The organism is Candidatus Giovannonibacteria bacterium (genome assembly GCA_016432405.1).
Classification (GTDB): domain Bacteria; phylum Patescibacteriota; class Minisyncoccia; order UBA11713; family 2-01-FULL-45-33; genus MFHE01.
This window is the reverse complement of sequence record CP066687.1, coordinates 488,908-509,373: the sequence shown is the minus strand read 5'-3', so window position 1 is coordinate 509,373 and position 20,466 is coordinate 488,908. Positions and strand designations below refer to the sequence as shown.

The following is a 20,466-nucleotide window of genomic DNA, read 5'->3' as shown; positions in this document are numbered from 1 at the left end:
GGTCGCACCTTATGCTTTCTCAAATTGATGAAATAAAAAGCCGCGTGGACGTCGTGGATTTGGTGGGCTCGTATGTCCGGCTCGCCAAAGCCGGCGCCAATTTCAGGGCGCTTTGCCCGTTCCATAGCGAGAAGACGCCTTCTTTTAACGTCTCCCCGGCCCGGCAGATTTGGCATTGCTTCGGCTGCGGCAAGGGCGGGGACATTTTTGAATTTATCCAGCAGATTGAAGGAGTGGAGTTCGGCGACGCTCTGCGGACCTTGGCGGAGCGCGCCGGGGTGGAGCTAAAAAGAGAAGACCCGCGGTTTCGCACGGAGCGCGCGCGGCAGTTCGCGCTTCTGGAGGAAGCCGCGAAATTTTTTGAAGGAAATTTGTGGACGGGCGCGCAAGTTGCGGATGAAATTTCTAGGCGTGGGCGTGCGCCCGAGGGAGTGTTAGCGACCGAGGGTAGGGATAAGGAAATTTCAGACGCAATTTCGCGCCCGCTAAAATATTTAAAATCCCGTGGCTTGACTGATGAAACCATCCGCGAGTTCCGGTTGGGATACGTGCCGGATGAATGGCGCGCGCTCTGTGCTCATTTAAAAAACAAGAGTTTTTCCGTGGCAGAGATAGAAAAATCGGGGCTGGTGATCAAAAATCAGCGCGATTTTTACGACCGCTTCCGCGGGCGGATAATGTTTCCGATTTTTGATTATAACGGCCGCGTCGTTGCTTTCGGAGGGAGAATATTGGAAGTCCCGACGCCTGAAAGGGTCGGGACGCCGACCGAAAGCGTCGGCGCCAAATATATAAATTCCCCGGAAACTCTTCTTTACCAAAAAAGCAAAACTTTGTACGGGCTCAACAAATCAAAGACGGAAATTATGCGCCAAAAAGAATGCGTTGTGGTTGAGGGCTATATGGACGCGATTATGTCCTGGCAGGGCGGAGTGAAAAATGTCGCGGCCTCTTCGGGAACCGCGTTCACTGAAGACCAGCTAAAGACAGTTAAACGGCTTGCCGATAAGCTGACTTTGTCTTTTGACGCGGACTCGGCCGGAGAGTCGGCGGCAAAGCGCGGCATTGCTTTGGCTTTGGAGCGCGGATTTGAGGTGAGAGTGGCCGGCGGGCTGGGCGAAGGCGTTAAAGACCCGGCCGAAGCCGTCGCGAAAAATCCGGAGATTTGGCAGAAAGCAGTTTCTGGTTCGCGTCACATTGTTGAATTTTATCTGGATTCGGCCGTGAAAAAATTCCACCCGGCGTCCCCGGAAGCCAAACGAGAAATCCAAAAAACTGTTTTGCCGGTTGTGGCGTCTTTGGGCGAGCTTGAGCGCGCACATTGGGCGAGGGAATTGAGCAATATTTTAAATATAAAAGAAGAAGCAGTTTGGGCGGCTTTAAAAAAGGCGAACGCCGCTCCTTCCCAGGGAGAAAATGTTTTGGGAGATGAACAGGGAACTGCGCATAATAATAGAAAGTCGTTGCTTGAGAGCAGGATTTTAGCCATCGCCGCGGAATATCCGGCGCTTGCCCAAAAGATTGACCCGGCCTTCCAAAATCTGCTCGCCCAAAGCAACAAAACCGCCATCTTCGCCGAGATTTTGCTCAACAATCTCGCCGACGCCGAAGTTGAATTTATAAAATGCCAGCGGGAACTGAAAAAAGAATATTTGAAGGAGCGCCTCGTTGCGCTTTCCGGAGAGATAAGCGGCGCGGAGCGCAAAGGCGCGGGAAATTTAAAAACGCTCTTGGGGGAATTCCATAAAGTTTCTAAAGAATTGAATCAAATATGACGAAAAAGGACAAGAAAAAAAATAAGCCGAAAAAATCGGCCCGCCTTGCCGGCGGGCAGGCCAAGAGGATTAAAGCGCTCGCAAAAAATCCTCGGCGTGCACCCTTGAGATTGACCAAAGCGGAGCTGAAAAAAGAATTCAGCGAGGAAAGGGTTGAGGCGCTCCTTAAGAAAGGCAAAGAGCGCGGTTTTTTGACTTACGCGGAGATTCTTTCGGCTTTCCCGCACATTGAATATAACGTGGTTTTTTTGGAAGACCTTTATTCCCGGCTGGAAGCCGCGGGGGTGGACGTGCTTGAAGGAAGAGAACTTTTGGAAATTCCCATAGAGAAGAAAGCGGAAGGAAAACCGGAGCGCAAGAAATCGCGCCGGGGCGCTCTGGCGCCCGAAGACGTCGCCGCCTCCGATTCCGTGCAGATGTATTTAAAAGAAATCGGGCGCATACCCTTAATTTCGGGCGATGAGGAAAAAGAACTCGCCAGAAAAATTGAAGCCGGCGACGAGGACGCCAAGAACCGGCTGGCGCAGGCAAACCTGCGGCTGGTGGTCTCCATCGCCAAAAAATACGTTGGGCGGACGCCGAACCTCACTATGCTGGATTTAATTCAGGAGGGAAATTTGGGCCTTTTCCGCGCGGTGGAGAAGTTTGACTGGCGGAAGGGCTATAAGTTTTCAACATACGCCACCTGGTGGATAAGGCAGGCAATTACCCGAGCGATTGCCGACCAGGGGAAAACCATCCGCATACCCGTGCACATGGTTGAAACTATCTCAAAATATCAGCAGGTGAGACGGCGTCTTACGCAGGATTTGGGCCGGGAGCCGCTGGCGGAGGAATTGGCGGCGGAGATGAACGTAGAGGTGGAAAAAATTCACCACATCCAAAAAATTTCGCAGGACACGGTTTCTTTGGAAGCGCCGGTAGGGGAGGAAGACGAGGATTCAACGCTCGGCGATTTTCTTCCCGACGAAAAAACCCTCACGCCCGCGCAGGAGGCCGCGCGGAAGCTGCTTAAAGACCACCTTCGGGAAATTATGGTTGACCTTATGCCCCGAGAGCAGAAAATTTTGCGCATGCGCTTCGGCTTGGACGATGGCATCACTCATACTTTGGAGGAAGTGGGAAAGGAATTCGGCGTGACTCGCGAAAGAATCCGCCAAATCGAAGCCAAGGCCATAGAAAAAATCCGCCAGCACCACAAAATTGTAAAACTGCATGAGTATTAAAGCATTCTATATTTTTCTTCCGGCGGTTTTGTTGTTTGCCGTGTTTTTGCATTTCGGCTATCCGGTCAGGCCGGAGGGGGACCAGCTTTATCATTTCGCCCACGCCGAGATTTATCGTGAGAACGGAATTTTTAACTCCGCTTTTCCGTGGCTGCCGCATTCCGCCATCGGCAAATACGACGCGGACATCTGGTACGGCTTTCATCTTTTGCTGATTCCATTCACTTGGTTTTCTGACCCGATTTTCGGAATTCGTCTTGCAGGAGTTTTTATAACTTCTTTGCTTCTTATAATTTTTTATTTCTCATTGGTGCGCCTGGGGGCTGAAAAAAAATACATCTGGCCGTTTTTATTTTTACTTTCCGGATTTTTCACGCTTTTTCATATGACCACGGCGCGCCCGCACGCGCTTTCGCTCGCGTTTGATGTTTTGGCTTTGTCTTTTGCGATTACGGGAAACGTTTGGGGCGTTTTTGCGGCATCTTTTGCGGTGGCGTTTTTCCATTTGAGCTTATTTTGGTCAACGCTTCTGATTTTAGGCGTTTGGGCAGCCGTAAAATTATTCAAAGAAAAATCCTTTGGCTGGCGCGTGATTTTGTTTTCCTTGGGCGGGCTTATTCTGGGCTGGCTCGCACGCCCTAATCCATTGGGCGCCGCGAAACTTGCTTATGTCCAGATAGTTGAGCTTATGCTCGTAAAAAATAGGGGCATTCCGCTCAATTTCGGGCTTGAGCTTTATCCTTTGGGCTGGCAGGCGCTTTATTTGTTTTTACCGTTTACGCTTTTGTGGCTTTTGGCGATTTATATTTTTTTTAAACAACCCCAAAAAAGTTTAATTTTGTGGAGCAGTTTTTCTCTTTCCGCCATTTTCTTTTTAATGACCGTATTTGTCGCCCAGCGCTCGTTTGTTTTCTGGACTGCTTTCGGAGTCATTTTTATCTCCGCCAGCTGGCGGATTGCCTTGGCGCGCGAAAGGAAAGCCGCAATCTTGGCAGGCGCGGCGGTTCTCGCGCTTTTTATGGCAGGGCAGAGCTTATATCAAAACGACAGATTTTTAAAAACCGCGGATTGGAGCCCGGAGCGCTTCCGGGGCGCGGGGGAGTGGCTGAAAAACAATTCCCGCGCCGGTGACATCGTCTTTAACGCGAGCTGGGATTATTTTCCGGAATTATTTTTCTGGAACCGGAAAAATTATTACGTCGGCGGCATGGACCCAATTTTTCAATATGCTTACGACCCGAAGCTTTATTGGGAAGCGTATTACTTGGAAACCGGCAAAACAGCGGAGTGGACTTGCCCCGCGACGTCTTGCGACTCAAAAACAATAGAAGACACCTACGCCGTTTTAAAAAACAATTTCAAAGCGCGCTACGTTGTTTTGTCCAAAAGCGAAACCCCGGCTTTTTATAACTACCTTGCTGCAAGCAAAAACTACTCATTAAAAAACGAGGATAAAAGTTCTGCGGTATTCGAACTCCGCTAGGCCATCGGGCTCGGCCCGCCGCACGCCCTGCAGTTGGATTTATGCGAGACGATTTCGGAAATCGCCGCAAGCCCAACCAGCACGTAAATGGCGCGGGAAACCAAGGCGCTCTGGCCGCCGAATATCGCCCCTATATCCCAGCCGAAAAGCCCGACCAAAAGCCAGTTGAGCCCGCCGACCAAAAGGAGCGTAAAAGCGACTATATGCAGACCTTTCATAATGGCTTAATTATAGCAAAGCCCTTGTTTTTCTGCGTCTACCTATTCACAGCCGCTGCTGATTTGATTACAACCGGAGAAATCGGACGGCCGCCAGAATCAACCGGGACTCTGCCGATTGCGTCCACCACGCTCTGCCCTGAAACAACTTTTCCGAAAATCGTGTAGTTATGCGGCAGCGGATTATCCGCGAGCATTATGAAAAATTGGCTGCCGTTGGTGTTCGGGCCGGCGTTGGCCATTGCTACAACTCCTTTTTTGTAGCCGTTTTTGTATGATTCTGTTGCCGGGTTCAGTTCGTCTTTAAATTGATATCCCGGACCTCCGGTGCCATTTCCCAATGGGTCGCCGCCTTGTATCACGAATCCATTAACGATTCTGTGGAAAGTAAGCCCGTCATAAAAACCTTTTTGGGCAAGCGCGATAAAATTCGCCACTGTCTTCGGCGCGTCGGCGTCGTATGTTTCAAATTTTATCGTCCCCAAGTTTGTCTCAATTGTAACTATGTGATTTTGAATTTTAGATATTTCCATATTATTTTGTGTTGTCTGATTATCGCTTTTAATTTCGTTTTTAACAACTCCACTCCGGTCATTATTTCTAAAAATAAAATACCCTCCCGTTCCTAGGATTAATAAAACTATGATTGCCATTATGTAATTTTTTGCCATATTTTAATTATTTTTTGTTTTCCTCGGCGCGGGCCGTTATTTCAAGATTGCAGCTTTTGTGCTCTCGGCACCATGCTTCGCATTTCTCCGCAGTTTCTTTGCCTGTGGTGAGCGAAGTCGAATCATCGGCATAATGAAGCCCACACTCTTCACATTGATACAGCTCTTTATTGTTTTGTTTTATAACTTTGACCATAAATTTATTCTCCTAATTTTCTTGCCCTATCTATATTTAGCATTTTTGGCTCCGCGCGCTTCACGCATTTACTTGTCCGCCGTAGTTTCAACGAAGGCGGAGAACCGCCATTTGGCAGATACCCGGCAACATCTCGCCTTTCAAGATCGTGAATTACTGGTAGAAATTGATGTCTATTTTTTGTACTCCAAATAAACTCCGTAGGCGACAAGCAGAGAAATTAAAAATCCTATTGTAAAAATAATGGCGTCGCTCATATTGACTGGCCGTACACTGGCCTAAAATATTACTTACGCAAAAGTGCGCCCAAACTCAAAATAGACGGAACCCATAACCCGACAAAAACACCGGCGTCCTTTTGTCCCGTAAACCATAAATACACCGCCAACAAAAACGCAATCCCAGCAGCTGCAATAAATATATTTTTCATAAAGATTCTTAAATTATTTTAATTACTCGACCGTATTCATTGTAGCACATTACAAATAAATAGCTTGCGGTAAAAAATCAGGCCGCCGATAATGGCAAGCATGATACCGGCCCAGATCATCGGTTTGGTTACTTTCAGTCCGAATGCATCAAGTATGTTAATTGAGGACATAAATGGAGTAATTTAAGTACATCGCGAAACTCACCCAAAGAATATACGGCACGAGGAGATATGCCGCCGGGCGAGAAATTTTGTAGAACACAACCATTGTCCAGACGATTGCAAGCCAGAGAAAAACGATATCAACCAATGCCCAGCCGGGATTTCGCAGGCCAAAGAAAATAATTGACCAAACAGCATTCAAGGAAAGCTGAACAAAAAACGCTGCGATACCAGCTTTCCACATCCGCAACATTCTCACATTCTCAAGAATATTGGAATGTTGTTTCCAGACAAGAAAAAGCGAAATGCCCATCAGCGCATAAAGCGTTGTCCACACAGGCCCGAATACCCACGCCGGAGGATTCAGCGCCGGCTTCACCAGCGTTGAGTACCAATTCGGAATTGCCGAAATTGTAAAAAATGAACCGACAACGCCCGCCAACTCCGAAACACCAATCGCAATAACCAATTTGAAGAAATTATTTACCTTCATAGCTCTATTTTACCGCTTATTACGCTTTTTGCCTTCGCTTGTGCCCGCTGCCTGCCCGCCGTAACCCTGCGTGAAGGCGGGTGTGCCCCCGTGGCGAGCGATTATCCCCGGGCCAGAGATTTTTTCAATGCGCCACCCGCCCGGCGTATTCACAATCATTCTAACATTCTGCAGAATGTTAGAATGATTTCATGAACTTAAGGAAAAATTTACCATAGGGAGAAAGTGAGTGCGCTACCTGGCGGCCGCGATATTTTTTATTCAAAAGTCCGGCTTGGACAAGCGATTTGGTGTGCTGGGAAATAGTTTTGAAATTTGCCTCTAGAGCATCCGCAATCTCCTCAACCGTAATCCCGTCATTTTTTTCAACCGTAAACAAGATGTCAATTCGCCGATGGTTGGCCGCGCCCTTAAAATATCTTTCCAGCTGTCTTGAAGTTTTTACCATATTTATAACATAACACATTCGCCGCAACATTCCAACATTCTGCAGAATGTTGGAATGTTGTTTTATTTTAGGCGGTAGGTGACGGCGTGGCCGATTTTGCCGACTTGCTCTATTTTGCCTTCCCGCTCTAGTTCATCCAAATAGCGCACGGCCGTGCGGCTGGATACACCGAGATGCTCGCGGATTTCGGAGTTAGAAAGCTCTTGCTTTTCCTGAAACATAGCCAGCGCCTTTTGCTTGCGGGCCTCCTTCTGCGAAGCCGTCTCAACTGCCGATTTACAAATGCCGACAAATTCTTCTTTTGCGTTCGTGCCATGTTTCCCCGCTTCTTTGCGCGCGAAAATAACCAGCACCCAAATTGCGAAAGCTAGAAGAATGATTACTAAAATTAAAATTGAGGTCATGGGATTATTTTAGCATTTATACAACATTCTTACATTCTCAAGTTTGTTGGTATGTTATTTGGTTCTATTTTCCTCAGGGTGCCTGCCAGCCAATAGTTTTAACGATGGAGAGAGGCCGTAGAGTTTATAGACGAGCTGGTCAATTTGTTTTTCGTGGTCGCGGACTTATTCCTCACCTCTTTCTCTCCGATTTTTGTGGATTTGGCGGTGTTTGGTCGCTCTTATAACTCGGATATTCTTGGGTGTATCTTTACCACCTTCTGCGAGCGGTTTGATGTGATGTGCCTCGTATCCTCTGGGCGGCTTGCCATCTTTGTAGCCACGATTTTCCAGAATTTTCTTAATTTTTTCTGGATCTGCTTTTCGCTTTCTTGCCATAATGATTTTATTTACTTTCTATTAAACCTTCGACCTTGCTTTTAGCCTGTTCCAAAAGTTGTTTTGCTTTTGAGCGAGCTTCGTGGGATTTTTGGACAAGTTCCGCGATTTTTTGCTGGATGGGTTTTGATAAAATTGGGATTAGTAAATTTTTAATTTGCTCTGGTTTCCAATGAGCAATAATTGAACCGCCAGCGTCGCGTTCTGCTTGCATTTGGCCAACAAGCGAATTTATGCAAAGAGTTAGATACCCCGGCTCAATATCTTCTTTTAGTTTCAACCGCAAAATACCTCCGGCGATAATCCCCTCAATCGGTTCTTTTAATGCGTAGGCGATTCCGGGCGTTGCGTCTTTGGTAAGCAAAATTTCTCCGACTTTTGGTTCGTAATCTTTTTTAAGCTTTTTATACAAATCGTCGCTTAAATATTTTTGGTCTTTATCCGTTATGCCATTTTTTGAAAGACTGCTCACACGAATAAATAATTTGCCTTCTTCTTGGTATGCTTCACTTCCGGGCTCAAAACCCTTTTTCAGCGTTACCAATTCACCAAGCCTCTGCGCGTCATACTTTTTAAGTTGCAAAAAAAGCCTATTATATTTCGGCTGAAAATATTCCGCGTCTATGCGATTCGCATTTTTAACTTCCGACAAATTCACGATGGAAAACAAATCCTCCTCATTTTTAAAATCTTTTAGTCCTAATTCCTCCAAAAGCAAATTTTCTGCTTGGGAGTAAAAAGATTTTGAATTTTGATAATATTTTTCTATTTCTTTATATAAATATTCAAATTCTTGAGTATTAATGATAGGGATCAAAATATTTTCAATATTCCCCGTATTTAAATGTAATTGTCCAGTTGCGCCAGTGATTTCACGATTTATTTGAAATTGCCCAAATTTGCTTTTTAAAAAAGCCCACAAATAAAATGGATTTAATTTAGGATTTCTTATAACCGATACTTCGGCAACGGTTCCAAAATTATTATTTTGTCCTGTAAATATATTTACCTTACCGATTGAACCAAAACCAATAGACGATATTAAAATATCATTCTTTTGTACAAAAAATACGTTCTCCTTTTTTGCTTTTAACAAATTTTCTTCATCATTTATAAACTCGTGGGATAAATCGCCCGACCTAATAACAGGAGTATCGTAATCGCCGTATTCTTTTGGAGTATTGCCGCGTAAAATATCGCTTATCTCTTTTAAATTTTTTATTTCAAAATCTTTAATTTGAGTAAGTAAGTCCAAATACTCCGGCTGATAATATTCTGCATCCAGCCGATACGCGCCTTCAAGCTGTGATTTTTGGATTATTGAGTAGGTGATCATTTATTTTTCTGTTTGATAAACTTATCTTTTAACTGCTTACTTTCAAGATTTTGATGATCGTATTGTTTATTCCATATAAAATGGGTAGCCTTAAATAAAATACATCTTTCTCCACCTTGTGTTGTTGGTGAACCAAAAATAAATAAGTATTCTTCCCATGGCACAGAAAGGGACTTGCCTTGCTCTATTTTTTCCTTGATTTTAATTCTTAAATTTTCTTCATCGCCAACCGAGGGATAGAATATACCAATTTTGTATTTTGCTTTAATATCAACTAAATGTTGAACCTCGCTTGATATAACGTCATTCGGTTTTCGTTGTGAAATCTCGTGCTCTAGAGCTAGCTCGAGGGTATTAAAGCTATATTCCGGCATTTTGTGACGCATAACAAAATCTAGTGTCATATATTCTCTAACCCCGAGAAAGGGCGGCTGCGTCGAATTAGTCAGTTTTGAGAAAAAATCAAATATTAACTTCGTAAAATCTGTTTTCTTTTCTGACCACTTAACTTTTTCCTCTAAAAAATCGCAGAATTCATCAAAAATTTTAGGTAAAGATGGTAATGATGGATTCATATTTTTGTTTTATCTATACATACCTTTAAGCTGTGATCTTTTGGATTATTGAATATTACATTATTATCTTGAGTTACTTAATCGGAGGTTTTCCGGCAAAAAGCTGTCAATTTCCCCATCTGACCACGTAAATTCTTCTCCTTCAATTTCACCTCTCTTATTTAATCTCTTTTGAGCTTCCTTGTATTCTTTATTTCCGGTTTGTGGCGCAAGGTCACTAATGATTTGATACTCTCGTTGAAGTAAATCCCTCCTAGTCACTAGTATTTCAGTTGTTATGCTTTCGTTCATAATATCTACAATCAAAGAGCGGTAGCTGTCCCTTAGACCCATGTATTTAAGAGCAGAGTTTTTATGCATCACAACCCTTTGTTCAAAACTGAAAGAAAGCTGTATGATTAAGAAAATGATTTCTGCGATTGTTACTCCAGCGGCCAGATATGAGAACAAGAGATTTTCTGGGTTTGAAGCCTGAACAACCAACAAAACAATAACAATTCCAACTAAAATAATGTTGGCTATTTTTACCTTAAAAACATTTCTTCCCTGATCTTCAGCCGCGACTTCTTGCACCTTATGAGTAAAGACAGTGTTTGCAAAAGATTGCCTAATGATTGATAAATTTTTTATATCCATAATGTTTAATTTTTATCAATGGGAACTATAATTTTATCCATCGCGACGCACAGATTATTTTTAATGATGTAACACTCAACATAGTGCTCGCCAAAGTATTTAGTATTTTCTTCCTTTGTTGCAAATCCTTTATCATGTGTTATCTCCCCTCTAAGGTCATTGGCATTTTTAGCCTCGTCTCCAAAATTTCTAACTTTCCACATTATGGAATAAGGCGATGGGACATTATTTTTAATTATCGAAAATATGAGTTTCTTCTTTTTCTTGAGTGGGAATCTTTTTTGAAGAAAGGAACTTAACCAATCTGGCCGGAAGCCATCTTGTGTAACGCGGGCATCAATTCTAACTTGATGGACTGGATTGATTGCAAATGCTATATCGTAGGTTAGATCAAGAAACTCCTCTTTCACAGAAGGATAAGATTTTTCAAAGTTTGTATTTCTATCTATAACAGACGTAGTTGTTGTGGTGCTTTTTTCTAATGTTGCCGGGAAGTCGTCCTTGAAAATTTTTATCCATTCTTCTACAGCTTTTTCAAGTTTGGTTTCCTTTTCAAAATCGCAAGCCTTTGTGGCTCTGTTTAAGACAGTACTCAAGTGATTTTGTAAGCCCTCATCATTAGTTGTTTTATAAAAGTAATCGAAGAAGTCTCTCACTAAAATCGAATATTCTTTATCTGAAAATTCATCATTCGCAAAAAAATCCAGCACCTTGTTTTCTATTTGATATGACTTTAATTCTGCGGTGCAATTTTCCGACCATTTTTTTATCATACGAATTAAAGCTTTTGTTCTACCTGTTCTCGAATCAGAATCTTGAATCTTTTGAATTTCTGAACGCGGATCCCATTGTTCCCAAGAGCCGCCATTTTCGGAGTTGGGAATAATAAAAGTCCCGTCTGCGTTTTCCCAAGCTGGTAGTAGTTCTACATTATGTTTAGTGTCGGAAAACTCTACCACAACGACTTTACCGAAAGCTCGGATTGGCGTATCGGGATACTTTTCTTCCAGAACTTTCTTTACATCTTGTAAAAGCTGAGATTGCCCATTTGACTGGTTATCGTCGTGCTGCTCAAATTTTTCTGGGGGCATTATGAAAATAACATCAACATCTCTTGCGGGTCGGATATGTGTTTGTTTTCCATGGGAGCCAATTAACAACTTCGAGCTACCGTCGTATTCCACGTTTGGATAATAGTGATCGTGTAATTTCTTACATATTCCTGTGTACTTGGTTTTTGCGTCTTCTTTCTGGGAAGGCGTTAATTGTATATTTTCGTAAAATTTTTCAAATTGCTCTTGAATGCTCATGGTTTTATTCACAAAAACCAAATTTCTGTTCTTTCGCGAATTTCAAAAATCCCTCCGCGATTTCATCCAAATCGTGATCTAGAACTTTACGGCCTTTAGCGTCGTGGACATAGTTTCCGGCGGCGTCTTTTTTATAAATGTAGTCGCCGGAATTGTCTTTGCCTCCTTTTTTAGAAACGGCCATAAAAATCGGGTAATCCGCCTTCGCCGAGGCTTCGGCGGACAAGTCTTTTTCAGGCCATTTCTGTAAAAATAAAACGCTTGTTTTTGTGCCTGTGTGCGGCTTAAAAGTGTTTCCGTGAAGCCCGACTACAGCCAAAATCCGCGCTTTATTAAAAAGATATTCGCGGACATATTCCATATTCGTATTGTTTAAAACGCCTTGTGGTAAAACAATCGCCATCCGCCCGCCCGGGCGGAGCATATCCAGCGTCCGCTCAATAAAAAGAATGTGCCGCTCAACATTATTTTTTAATCTCCCGCCTTCTTTTTTGGCGAGAGTGTATTGACGGAGCAGTCCCTGCTCCGGATTTTCTCCGGCAAACGGCGGATTAGTGAAAAGCAAATCAAAATTAAAATAGCGGTATGTTTTTTGATTTTCCCGCTCGTCTGCCGGATTATCAAAGTGGAAAAGCAAAGGCTTTAAATTAACTCGCGCGTCCTCGCTCTCGGGTCTCTGCCAATCGCGCGCGTCCAGCGAATCACGTTTGAATATATGGTGCTTGCCGTCTCCGGCAATAAGCATAAGCGCCTGCGATATCCGGCGCATATTGTCGTCAAAATCTAAGCCGAAAACATATTTGGCGGCGTAGCTTTTGCGAGCCGCTTCGGTTTTCATATTTTCCCAAACATGATACATGGAGTGAAGCAAAAATCCGCCGGAGCCGCAGGCCGGGTCTATAACATATTCCTCCTGTTTTGGATTAAGCATTTGAACGCACATTCGAACCACATGGCGCGGAGTAAAGTATTGCCCCTTATTGCCTCGCGACACTTCGGTAATCAGATATTCAAAGGATGCGTCTATAAGCTCATACTCCCCTTGTCCGGTTTCAAATAGCCGCACTCCTTCCAAAAATCCCACGCAGACATTAAGCCGATCCGGCGATAAGCGGATTTTGTCGGTTGGTTCAAAGGTGTCCGGCCATTCTTTAATTGCTTTTCTGAAAAGTTCATCATTTATGACCTGGAATGTTTTATCAGGGTCGCGGTATTTTTTAAACAGCACTTCTTCATTTTCTCTTTGATCGCGGGCCATCTTTTCATCGTAAAGTTTGGCATAGATAACTTTGAAAATTTCTTCAAAAACATTGGCGCCAGAGCCGGCGAGCGCCAGCTCTTCCATGCGCTTGATGATATGAGTGAAATCAAACTGCGGAGTGAGCGCCGACCACTTTCGTTTCATTTCAAATAAATCGTCAATGGTTTGATTAAAACGCGGGATATCCGAAAGAGAATCGTCAAACTCGCGAGGATATGGGCGATATAACATCACGCGCTCGTTGCCGTTGGACCAAACGCCGATTTCCGCGCCCTCGGCATTCAAATATGTTTTTAATTGTTCAATGCCTTTCTTTTCCGTCGGGGCTTTAATTTCAAAAATTATATATGGCGTGATTTTATCTTTTTTGTATATGACGATGTCTGCCGCTTTCGCGTGTATTTCTCTGCCGAATTGGACGCTGCGCTCAATTTCAATCTGGCCCGCAGGATAGCCATACTCTGATATCAATTTGTGAACCCACAACTGACGGACAATTTCTTCCGGTTTGCCTTTCTGATTTGCTTCGTTCCATACGAGGCGCGGCTGGCCGGATTTTTTATCTTGCAGATAAAATTTGCCTTTCTCATCTTCAGAAATATATAAAATTTCAAATATAGATATCTTTTCAAATTCTTTCAAGCCAAACGCCAATTCAGCGTCTCTAAAAATTTTAGAGATAATTTCTTTAGCTTTGTTTGGTTTTTTTGTCGGCATAGTTATTTATTTAACCGGTTTCCAATAATCATTTTTTAGAACCGATATGACTTTTCCTTTCAGCCGAACATCTTCCGTAAAAATAATATTTTCATACTTTGGATTCTCTGGTTTTAAATATACGTATGGCGGTTTATCTTCTGAAATGAAGCGTTTGATGGTAGAATCGCCGCCCACTTCCGCAAGCACCACTTCCTTGGAAATAAATTCTTTTTTGGTCTGCACCAAAACAACATCCCCATCATCTATTCCTGCATTTATCATTGAATCGCCGGAAATACGGAGCATAAAAACATCGGATTGCAGCCTAGCAACATCTCCGGATATTTCTTTCCATTCGCCGCTAATCTCCACGGCTTCAACGGGCGCTCCTGCTGATGTAATGCCGAGAAAAGGCGCTAATGATGGTTTGTCTAATATCTCATATCCCATGGGTAAAATGGTTATGCCGCGCGCGGCAGAGCCGCTTTTTTTTATTGCGGCTTTCTCTTCAAGTTTCCGCACGAGATCAATCACGGATTGATTAGAAGAAACTCCCAAACTTTCTCGCATCTCCCCCAAGGTGGGGGGGTAGCCAACGGCTCTAATATACTTGTAAATTATGCTTAAAAGTTCTTTTTGTCTTGTGGTTGTGATATTTTTCACTATCTAAAGGATACCCGACTATTTGGTCAAAATCAATAATCCGCCTGTGGATAACCTGAAGTTTGAAGCTAAATTTTATGTTTTGACTTTAAAATGCTATAATAAAAGAGTAGGAAACAAAATTTCTACCAATTATGCCCTCTCTTGGCGTAATTGCGATGGCCAGTCGAAGCCAGAGACGGTAAAAATGGGAAATACAGTACATCATGGCAGAATATAATGGACATTATAGCTATGACCTTACCACCGTAAGCGGTTGGGAAAGTAAAGTTATCGGCGTATATTATATAGGTTATTTGTCTGGTCAAAATTTGACTCCGGTCTATGTCGGTAAAGCTACGGGCTTAGACGGCATTCGCGGAAGGCTCTTGGACCATCTTAATGAAAACAATTGGTCCGACGCTTCATATTTCGGTTACAGAATTTGTAATTCCGCGGCAGAAGCAGAGCAGTTAGAAGCGGCTGAAATTAGGCGTTGCCAGCCAAGATACAACGAATTGGGCAAATAAACGGCTGTATATTTATGGGTTAAAAGAAAGAACTGGTACCAATCGGGCAACTCACCTCTAGAATGGCAAATCTCCGAAGCTCAAAATTTCTGAATTAAGAGGCCCAGCCAAAGATTGCTCGTGATATATCTTCCGATTTTAACCTTAAAGCCCGTCAATAAAAGGCGGGCTTTTGAATTTGTAAAGTTTTACCAATTTTAAGAAAAAAACTCAAATTCTCCAACAAACTCCATTTTTCTCCAATACGCCACCCGACTGGCGTATTCGCGGCCTATCTGATTTTGGTGCTTCGACTTTGCTCAGCATAAATAAATCCTTAATTTTCATAAATTAATCTTCCGGGCCGATATCTGATAATTTGACCATATATGTCTTGATAAATTTTTCGATTTCTTTTATTGCCGTTTTGGAACGGATGATTTTTAACTAATAAATAAAAAAGCATTGATGCCTTTCCAATCAATCCTTTGTACGCGCTCTTTCCGCCAAATGAATGGAATGGAGTAGCGAGGCAACTTTCAAGAACAAACGTATTCAACTTCTTTCGCTGACAATTTTTTCATTCTTTACCAAGCAATTTTAAAGTTTCGCCGTATTCTCGGACGGTTTTTCTGACTGCTTTTTCAATTATCTTTTTCTTCTCTTCTGTAAGCTCGCCCCCAATCTCAACGGGTAAATCTTCCCGATCAATGGCGTAGTTTTCGCCGATTTTTTTTGCCTTTATTTCTCCGGATCTGATTTTCTTTAATACGGCCTGCCTGCTTATGTTTAATATTTTCGCAACCTCTGTGGTGGAAAGTAGTTCTTTATCCATATAAACAAAGGGTAATTTACGACAACCAAAAAGTCAATGGTTGTCATGTGACAACTTGGTGAAATAAAAAGGCGGAAACAGTGACTTATCGATCCCGAGCTCCCCGGGCAGGGATCGGACCTGCGACCGTCGCCTTAACAGGGCGCCGCTCTACCGCTGAGCTACCGGGGAATATTTTTAGATAATAAACTATTTCTGAACTCGCGTCCAGCGCCACTTTTTAAAAATTTTTCTTTAGCGCGAGCTTCCGTTCGAGTTTTAAATGCTTCGTAGTAAAAAATTTTAAATGGGCCTCGGTGTAATGTGGAAGGTGTTGATTTCTTGCCTTTATTATGTTGAGCAAGGCGCCTTTCTAGATTATTTGTTATTCCAGTATAAAATTTATTATCTTTTTGGCTGCGTATGATGTAAACAAAATACATAATTTTAACAGTGAGCCGCCCTGCCTGCCCTCCTGCGGCGGGTAAACCGGCAGGCAGGTCTACCGCTGAGCTACCGGGGAATATCGTTTAATATACCGGATTATTTCGTTTTTATCAATATCAATATATAGTAGCGGTCGTCCAAAATCCGCGCTTCGTAAAGGCCGGAGGCGGCGTATGAGGCGGCGTATTTTTGAAAATCTTCCGGCGTCTTAAAGCCGAAGTAATCCGCGCCGTCAATCAAAACAACGTCCGGCTCCGCGCGCTCCGCGCCGAGCATATAAACGCGTTCGCGGTCCGCAAGGTGCGGGACAAGATTGGTATTAGCGGCAACACTCGCTCCCGCCGGAACATGCGAGAGCATGTTCCGCATTGCGTCCCTGTGCGGGTTTTCTTTGAAAAACTCGGTTGGGAAATTAAGAAATCCGACAGGGGAGCGGACCAGGAAAGCGAGAGCCGAAGCGACGACTAGAAGGCCAATAACTTTTTTATTTTTGTTGGCTTTTCTTAACCCGAAAACTGTTGCGATGAAAATCGCGCCGATGAGCACGGAGTCGTATTGGTAATTTCCCGAAAATTGCGGGGAATACCGGGTGAGCAGGTTTTGGGCGAGCCCTGGCGCCAAAAGCAGCCACGCCGCGGGGGCCAAAAGCGGAAGAAAGGCGACCGGCCAGAGAAGATTCAACATATAAATCAGTTTCGGGTAGCTGAAGGCGGTTTTTAAGAGCAAAGCCGGGGAGTAAAAAACGGCCGGGTCGTAGCGGTCCAGGCGCAAAAGCCCGCCGCCAAAGTAAGGCATTATAAATTTTACGGAAATAAGAAAATAAAGGATAGAGAGCAGAAAAGTCGCGATTCCCATTTTGTATTCTTTTCTTAAAATCAAATAAATTCCCAAAAAGGCGACTGCTAAAACCGCGTCTTCCTGAACGCTCGCGGCAAGCAGAGCGAAAACCGCGAACCACTTCCAGTTTTTTATTTCGGCGAAGTAAAACGCCGCCAAAAAAAGCGGGGTTAAAAAAGCAATGGGATGAAAATCGTACCAGTTTACCCAATGAAGAGCCGGGTAGAGAAGATAGGCAATGGAGACGGCCAGCGCCGGCTTTTTATTTTGCAGGACATGATTCGCCAGAAGATATAACGGCCAGGCGCCCAGAGCAAGCGCGAGCGTTTGGATTATCAAAAGATAATAAGGGCTTGGAAAAATAACGTATCCGGGGACGAGCAGAAATAAAAACGGATTTAGGTGCACGCCGAGATGTTGCCCGATTTCTTCAATGCTGTTTTGCATCACCCGCCCGTGGACGGTGTTCCAGAAGGTTTGCGCGTAGATGCCCAAATCCCACGCCTGCGTCTGGAAATTGTAATGGCGCAGCGCAGTCATCGCGCCGAAAATTACGAGGTAAACGATGATTGCCGCCCAAAGCCATTTCATTGCTATAATAATACTCAAATGAGGAAATATTGGCTAATCGCAATTTTAATTTTGGCGGCGGTTTTGCGGATTTACGGTTTGGAAAGGGGAGACACGGTGAACGACGAGGTTTTCTACGCTTTCCGGGCGATTGGTCTGATGGATTTTGACAAAGCGCCGGACCAAACCACGCCATTGGAATGGTTTGACCCCCACACCAAACCTTTTGGTGTGGGGGTTGACTCCCATATTCCTTGGTGGACGAAGATTTCTTTCCACGACCATCCGCCTTTGGTTTTTTGGGTTCAGCATTTTTTCATGAATATTTTCGGCGACAGCGCCTGGGCGTTCCGCCTGCCCTCGGCGGTTTTTGGGGTAGCATCGGTTTATTTGGTTTATTTGATCGGGGCAATTTTATTTTCAGAGACAGCCGGTCTGCTCGCCTCCGCATTTTTCGCAATGACATTAAACGGCGTCTATATCTCGCGCACGGGAATGCAGGAGCCATATGTGATATTTTTTATGCTGCTTGCGAGTTATTTCTTTTTGAAAGCGGTCGGAAAACCTAACTCTAATTACTTAATCTGGACAGGTATAGCTCTAGGGCTTGGTTTTCTCGCGAAATACAATGTTTTCATAATGGCGCCGTTTTTTTTGGCTTATCTCGCAGTTTATAAACGAGATTATTTTTTGAATAAAAAACTGTGGCTTGGCACTCTGATTGTTTTTGTGATTTTCAGCCCGGTAATAATTTACAATATTGAGCTCTACCGCGCCGTGGGGCATTTTGATTTTCAGCTCTCCTATGTTTTTGGCCAGTCCCATCCGGAGTGGCAATCCCAGCCGGGGAAAGAAATCGGGACGGCGGGGGAGAGGGTTAAAAATTTCGTCCCGCGGCTTATCGCGACAAACTCTTGGCTGTTTTTGGTTATTTTCGCCGGGTCTCTGATTTTTTTGCGCAATTCGTTTTTGTTTTTTGTTTTCGGTTTTTTACTTTTGCTGTTTTCGCTCATTGGCCCCGCTTACCGATTCCTTACGATGCTTACGCCGTGGATGGCGTTGAGCGTCGGTAGTGCCGCCGAGCATTATTTTTTCGCTTTCCTCGCTTCGCTCGGGGTGGCGCAACGCCAAACCCGCTCAAAAACAATGCTCGGCTCAGCAAAAATAGCTATTTTTGCGCTTATCGCGGTTTTTGCTTTTGAAATTTTCTACTCCTACAATAATCAAATTGCCTACTATCCTAAAGGCCCGCAGCCATGGCTTTCATCCAAAGTCCGCTACGAAAATTATAATTGGGGCTACAACGAGCTTAATGATTATCTGGAAAAAGAACTTGCCGGAAAAATGCCCGCGTTCACGTTTACGCCAAAGTATTTATTTTTAAATGAATTGCAGGATAAGGCGCTTGCCGACGCGCTGGCGAAGAATCTTGAACCCTACCCGGCGCTCATTGTTTACTACGGCAATTTTGACGACGGGCCGCGGCTTTGGATTTTTGACCGGCTGAATTTTTACCGCGCCTGGCCGGTGATTAGTTTTGACACTTATTTGCGGTTTATTGAAGAAAACGGGTTTGATTATTACAAAAAATCCGGGTTTAGGGCTTATTACTTTATTGAAGCGGCGAACATCGTGCCCTCAAAAGAATTCCGCAGCGCAGTCGCCGGGCAGAATTTCATAAGCGTAAAAAATCCCCGGGGCGAAGAAGCGTTTAAAATATACCGCTTTGATATGCTATAATTTGAATAATGATTTTTGACCGGCAGCATTTCCGCTTTTTCGGGAATCGCGAGGTTAATGCTCTCAATGTGTCTTTGGCACTGATGAATTTCGGCGAGGGGCTGATCAGTTTGTTCGTGCCAATTTATCTGTGGCAGCTAGGGACGCCCATTTGGAAAATCATATTTTTTTATTTTTTGATTTCGTTCTTTTTTGCCGCGCTTTCTTTTACTTTTTTACCGCTCCTGAAGATTTTGAGCGACAAGATTATGATGTTTTTAAGCATTCCGCTTGTAATTCTTTATTTTCTCGGGCTTGGCTATTTGAACGAATGGGCGTGGCTTTTTTACGCTTTGCCGCTGGCGCACGCGGCGAACATTCTTTTATTTAATGTAGGATATCATCTAGATTTTTCCGGAGCCTCTGACGGCGAATTCATCGGCAGGGAAGTCGGCACGCAGTTTATGATAAGCTCGCTTGTGTCTTTCGGCTCGCCGTTTATCGGCGGAGTGCTTATTGCGATATTTGGATTCCGCTACGCGTTTTTCGCCGGGTCCGCGGTTCTTTTTTTAGCCATCTTGCCGCTTTTCTTTTTTCCGAAAAGAATAATGCCAAAAGCATTGAGCGCCGCGGAGGTTGCGGGCTTTTTGAAAAACCGCGGCATTTTTAATTTCACCGTCTCTGGCGCTGGCTATGCCATGGAACGAATGGTTGATTTTATTGTATGGCCGCTCTTTTTATTTTTCACGATCGGTAATATTGAGAAATTCGGAGGCGCGCTTTCTTTGGGACTTTTGGCGGTTGCCGTTGTGACATTTTTAGTTGGATTTTTATCGGACCAGGGAAAACGTCGCAGAACCCTCAAATATTCAACACTGCTTTTATTTGTGGCGTGGGTATCCAGGATTTTTGGCGGGGGAGCCGGATTTATGGTTGGGAACCATGTGGCCGGCAAAGTGGTTGCGGGAGCGCTTTTGGTCGCGTGGTCTAGCCAGTATTATAAAATCGCGCGCGCGCTTCCAGATGCATCTGCTTTTATCTTAAGCCGCGAGGTTCTTTATCACCTCGTGCGTGTGGTTTTCTTGCCTGTTTTGGGAGCCCTTGCATATTTTTCTCCCGCCGAGACATTTTTTAAAACAAGTTTCGCTTTAGCCGCCGCGCTTTCATTGCTTTTCCTTTTCGCCAACCGCATGCCGCACACTAACGAATTAAACCATTAACGACATC

The 20,466-nt window shown here is 44.0% G+C and carries 25 protein-coding genes and 1 tRNA gene; 6 read left to right on the top strand and 20 right to left on the bottom strand.

Annotated features, from left to right (window positions below; all coding sequences use genetic code 11):
* Nucleotides 1–11: 11 nt before the first annotated feature.
* From HYW15_03095 to HYW15_03085, 3 genes are read left to right on the top strand one after another with little or no spacing between them, the layout of a single operon-like run.
* Entirely contained in the window at nt 12–1,775 is a 1,764-nt protein-coding gene (locus tag HYW15_03095; protein QQG42468.1) for a toprim domain-containing protein, read from the top strand.
* Entirely contained in the window at nt 1,772–3,001 is a 1,230-nt protein-coding gene (locus HYW15_03090; GenBank protein ID QQG42467.1) for a sigma-70 family RNA polymerase sigma factor, read from the top strand. The genes HYW15_03095 and HYW15_03090 overlap by 4 nt, the downstream gene beginning before the upstream one ends.
* Entirely contained in the window at nt 2,991–4,484 is a 1,494-nt protein-coding gene (locus tag HYW15_03085) for a hypothetical protein (GenBank protein ID QQG42466.1), read from the top strand. Before HYW15_03090 ends, HYW15_03085 begins: the two co-directional genes overlap by 11 nt.
* Here HYW15_03085 and HYW15_03080 read toward each other — a convergent pair.
* From HYW15_03080 to lexA, 15 genes are all read right to left on the bottom strand, one after another.
* Nucleotides 4,481–4,702 (bottom strand): DUF378 domain-containing protein, encoded by a 222-nt coding sequence (locus HYW15_03080; GenBank protein QQG42465.1) that lies wholly within the window; start codon nt 4,700–4,702, stop codon nt 4,481–4,483. The two genes, HYW15_03085 and HYW15_03080, sit on opposite strands and share 4 nt — an antisense overlap.
* A gap of 38 nt (nt 4,703–4,740) precedes the next feature.
* A complete protein-coding gene (locus HYW15_03075; GenBank protein ID QQG42980.1) occupies nt 4,741–5,235 on the bottom strand; it encodes a peptidylprolyl isomerase in 495 nt (164 codons plus the stop codon).
* A 145-nt stretch (nt 5,236–5,380) separates the two neighbouring features.
* Entirely contained in the window at nt 5,381–5,569 is a 189-nt protein-coding gene (locus HYW15_03070; protein ID QQG42464.1) for a hypothetical protein, read from the bottom strand.
* A 286-nt stretch (nt 5,570–5,855) separates the two neighbouring features.
* Complete coding sequence (locus tag HYW15_03065; GenBank protein ID QQG42463.1) at nt 5,856–5,999, bottom strand: hypothetical protein; 144 nt, start codon at nt 5,997–5,999, stop codon at nt 5,856–5,858.
* A gap of 157 nt (nt 6,000–6,156) precedes the next feature.
* On the bottom strand, nt 6,157–6,654 hold the full coding sequence (locus tag HYW15_03060; protein ID QQG42462.1) for a tryptophan-rich sensory protein: 498 nt from the start codon (nt 6,652–6,654) through the stop codon (nt 6,157–6,159).
* Nucleotides 6,655–6,663: 9 nt separating this feature from the next.
* A complete protein-coding gene (locus tag HYW15_03055) occupies nt 6,664–6,813 on the bottom strand; it encodes a hypothetical protein (protein QQG42461.1) in 150 nt (49 codons plus the stop codon).
* A 19-nt stretch (nt 6,814–6,832) separates the two neighbouring features.
* Complete coding sequence (locus HYW15_03050; protein ID QQG42979.1) at nt 6,833–7,120, bottom strand: winged helix-turn-helix transcriptional regulator; 288 nt, start codon at nt 7,118–7,120, stop codon at nt 6,833–6,835.
* 44 nt (nt 7,121–7,164) lie between these two features.
* Complete coding sequence (locus HYW15_03045) at nt 7,165–7,506, bottom strand: HTH domain-containing protein (GenBank protein ID QQG42460.1); 342 nt, start codon at nt 7,504–7,506, stop codon at nt 7,165–7,167.
* Nucleotides 7,507–7,671: 165 nt separating this feature from the next.
* A complete protein-coding gene (locus HYW15_03040; protein ID QQG42459.1) occupies nt 7,672–7,884 on the bottom strand; it encodes an HNH endonuclease in 213 nt (70 codons plus the stop codon).
* A gap of 7 nt (nt 7,885–7,891) precedes the next feature.
* Entirely contained in the window at nt 7,892–9,220 is a 1,329-nt protein-coding gene (locus HYW15_03035) for a restriction endonuclease subunit S (protein ID QQG42458.1), read from the bottom strand.
* On the bottom strand, nt 9,217–9,795 hold the full coding sequence (locus HYW15_03030) for a hypothetical protein (GenBank protein ID QQG42457.1): 579 nt from the start codon (nt 9,793–9,795) through the stop codon (nt 9,217–9,219). The genes HYW15_03035 and HYW15_03030 overlap by 4 nt, the downstream gene beginning before the upstream one ends.
* Before the next feature lie 63 nt (nt 9,796–9,858).
* Nucleotides 9,859–10,431: an SLATT domain-containing protein gene (locus tag HYW15_03025; GenBank protein ID QQG42456.1), complete on the bottom strand. Its 573-nt coding sequence runs from the start codon at nt 10,429–10,431 to the stop codon at nt 9,859–9,861.
* Nucleotides 10,432–10,436: 5 nt separating this feature from the next.
* On the bottom strand, nt 10,437–11,741 hold the full coding sequence (locus HYW15_03020; GenBank protein ID QQG42455.1) for a hypothetical protein: 1,305 nt from the start codon (nt 11,739–11,741) through the stop codon (nt 10,437–10,439).
* Between the two features lie 4 nt (nt 11,742–11,745).
* Nucleotides 11,746–13,719: an N-6 DNA methylase gene (locus HYW15_03015; protein ID QQG42454.1), complete on the bottom strand. Its 1,974-nt coding sequence runs from the start codon at nt 13,717–13,719 to the stop codon at nt 11,746–11,748.
* A 6-nt stretch (nt 13,720–13,725) separates the two neighbouring features.
* Nucleotides 13,726–14,364 carry a repressor LexA gene (gene lexA / locus HYW15_03010; protein ID QQG42453.1) on the bottom strand — a complete coding sequence of 213 codons (639 nt, stop codon included), beginning with the start codon at nt 14,362–14,364 and terminating at the stop codon, nt 13,726–13,728.
* A 206-nt stretch (nt 14,365–14,570) separates the two neighbouring features.
* Here lexA and HYW15_03005 point away from each other — a divergent pair, with 206 nt between their 5' ends.
* Nucleotides 14,571–14,873, top strand: a complete 303-nt coding sequence (locus HYW15_03005) for a hypothetical protein (GenBank protein QQG42452.1) — start codon at nt 14,571–14,573, stop codon at nt 14,871–14,873.
* 316 nt (nt 14,874–15,189) lie between these two features.
* On the opposite strand, the gene HYW15_03000 is transcribed toward HYW15_03005, so the two are convergent.
* From HYW15_03000 to HYW15_02980, 5 genes are all read right to left on the bottom strand, one after another.
* The gene (locus HYW15_03000; GenBank protein ID QQG42451.1) at nt 15,190–15,411 is read right to left on the bottom strand and encodes a Fic family protein; all 222 of its coding nucleotides are present in this window, start codon (nt 15,409–15,411) and stop codon (nt 15,190–15,192) included.
* Between the two features lie 21 nt (nt 15,412–15,432).
* On the bottom strand, nt 15,433–15,687 hold the full coding sequence (locus tag HYW15_02995; protein ID QQG42450.1) for a helix-turn-helix domain-containing protein: 255 nt from the start codon (nt 15,685–15,687) through the stop codon (nt 15,433–15,435).
* Nucleotides 15,688–15,786: 99 nt separating this feature from the next.
* A tRNA-Asn gene (locus HYW15_02990) sits at nt 15,787–15,858 on the bottom strand.
* Nucleotides 15,849–16,109 (bottom strand): GIY-YIG nuclease family protein, encoded by a 261-nt coding sequence (locus HYW15_02985; GenBank protein QQG42449.1) that lies wholly within the window; start codon nt 16,107–16,109, stop codon nt 15,849–15,851. Before HYW15_02985 ends, HYW15_02990 begins: the two co-directional genes overlap by 10 nt.
* Nucleotides 16,110–16,209: 100 nt before the next feature.
* Entirely contained in the window at nt 16,210–17,541 is a 1,332-nt protein-coding gene (locus tag HYW15_02980) for a DUF2079 domain-containing protein (protein ID QQG42448.1), read from the bottom strand.
* Between the two features lie 18 nt (nt 17,542–17,559).
* Between HYW15_02980 and HYW15_02975 the strand changes: the two genes are divergently transcribed.
* Both HYW15_02975 and HYW15_02970 read left to right on the top strand, forming a co-directional pair.
* Nucleotides 17,560–19,260, top strand: coding sequence for a glycosyltransferase family 39 protein (locus HYW15_02975; GenBank protein QQG42447.1), 1,701 nt, complete (start codon nt 17,560–17,562; stop codon nt 19,258–19,260).
* Between the two features lie 8 nt (nt 19,261–19,268).
* On the top strand, nt 19,269–20,459 hold the full coding sequence (locus HYW15_02970; GenBank protein ID QQG42446.1) for a hypothetical protein: 1,191 nt from the start codon (nt 19,269–19,271) through the stop codon (nt 20,457–20,459).
* The last annotated feature ends 7 nt before the right edge of the window (nt 20,460–20,466 follow it).

What these genes read in the sequence shown, in the direction of transcription:
- HYW15_03065 (QQG42463.1), bottom strand. Translation starts at nt 5,999, where the DNA reads ATGAAAAATATATTTATTGCAGCTGCTGGGATTGCGTTTTTGTTGGCG.
- HYW15_02995 (QQG42450.1), bottom strand. Translation starts at nt 15,687, where the DNA reads ATGGATAAAGAACTACTTTCCACCACAGAGGTTGCGAAAATATTAAAC.
- HYW15_02970 (QQG42446.1), top strand. Translation starts at nt 19,269, where the DNA reads ATGATTTTTGACCGGCAGCATTTCCGCTTTTTCGGGAATCGCGAGGTT.
- HYW15_02980 (QQG42448.1), bottom strand. Translation starts at nt 17,541, where the DNA reads ATGAAATGGCTTTGGGCGGCAATCATCGTTTACCTCGTAATTTTCGGC.
- HYW15_03055 (QQG42461.1), bottom strand. Translation starts at nt 6,813, where the DNA reads ATGATTGTGAATACGCCGGGCGGGTGGCGCATTGAAAAAATCTCTGGC.
- HYW15_03095 (QQG42468.1), top strand. Translation starts at nt 12, where the DNA reads ATGCTTTCTCAAATTGATGAAATAAAAAGCCGCGTGGACGTCGTGGAT.
- HYW15_03060 (QQG42462.1), bottom strand. Translation starts at nt 6,654, where the DNA reads ATGAAGGTAAATAATTTCTTCAAATTGGTTATTGCGATTGGTGTTTCG.
- HYW15_03005 (QQG42452.1), top strand. Translation starts at nt 14,571, where the DNA reads ATGGCAGAATATAATGGACATTATAGCTATGACCTTACCACCGTAAGC.
- HYW15_03015 (QQG42454.1), bottom strand. Translation starts at nt 13,719, where the DNA reads ATGCCGACAAAAAAACCAAACAAAGCTAAAGAAATTATCTCTAAAATT.
- HYW15_03045 (QQG42460.1), bottom strand. Translation starts at nt 7,506, where the DNA reads ATGACCTCAATTTTAATTTTAGTAATCATTCTTCTAGCTTTCGCAATT.
- HYW15_02975 (QQG42447.1), top strand. Translation starts at nt 17,560, where the DNA reads ATGAGGAAATATTGGCTAATCGCAATTTTAATTTTGGCGGCGGTTTTG.
- HYW15_03075 (QQG42980.1), bottom strand. Translation starts at nt 5,235, where the DNA reads ATGGAAATATCTAAAATTCAAAATCACATAGTTACAATTGAGACAAAC.
- HYW15_03070 (QQG42464.1), bottom strand. Translation starts at nt 5,569, where the DNA reads ATGGTCAAAGTTATAAAACAAAACAATAAAGAGCTGTATCAATGTGAA.
- HYW15_03080 (QQG42465.1), bottom strand. Translation starts at nt 4,702, where the DNA reads ATGAAAGGTCTGCATATAGTCGCTTTTACGCTCCTTTTGGTCGGCGGG.
- HYW15_03035 (QQG42458.1), bottom strand. Translation starts at nt 9,220, where the DNA reads ATGATCACCTACTCAATAATCCAAAAATCACAGCTTGAAGGCGCGTAT.
- HYW15_03020 (QQG42455.1), bottom strand. Translation starts at nt 11,741, where the DNA reads ATGAGCATTCAAGAGCAATTTGAAAAATTTTACGAAAATATACAATTA.
- HYW15_03085 (QQG42466.1), top strand. Translation starts at nt 2,991, where the DNA reads ATGAGTATTAAAGCATTCTATATTTTTCTTCCGGCGGTTTTGTTGTTT.
- HYW15_03025 (QQG42456.1), bottom strand. Translation starts at nt 10,431, where the DNA reads ATGGATATAAAAAATTTATCAATCATTAGGCAATCTTTTGCAAACACT.
- HYW15_02985 (QQG42449.1), bottom strand. Translation starts at nt 16,109, where the DNA reads ATGTATTTTGTTTACATCATACGCAGCCAAAAAGATAATAAATTTTAT.
- HYW15_03050 (QQG42979.1), bottom strand. Translation starts at nt 7,120, where the DNA reads ATGTGTTATGTTATAAATATGGTAAAAACTTCAAGACAGCTGGAAAGA.
- HYW15_03090 (QQG42467.1), top strand. Translation starts at nt 1,772, where the DNA reads ATGACGAAAAAGGACAAGAAAAAAAATAAGCCGAAAAAATCGGCCCGC.
- HYW15_03030 (QQG42457.1), bottom strand. Translation starts at nt 9,795, where the DNA reads ATGAATCCATCATTACCATCTTTACCTAAAATTTTTGATGAATTCTGC.
- HYW15_03040 (QQG42459.1), bottom strand. Translation starts at nt 7,884, where the DNA reads ATGGCAAGAAAGCGAAAAGCAGATCCAGAAAAAATTAAGAAAATTCTG.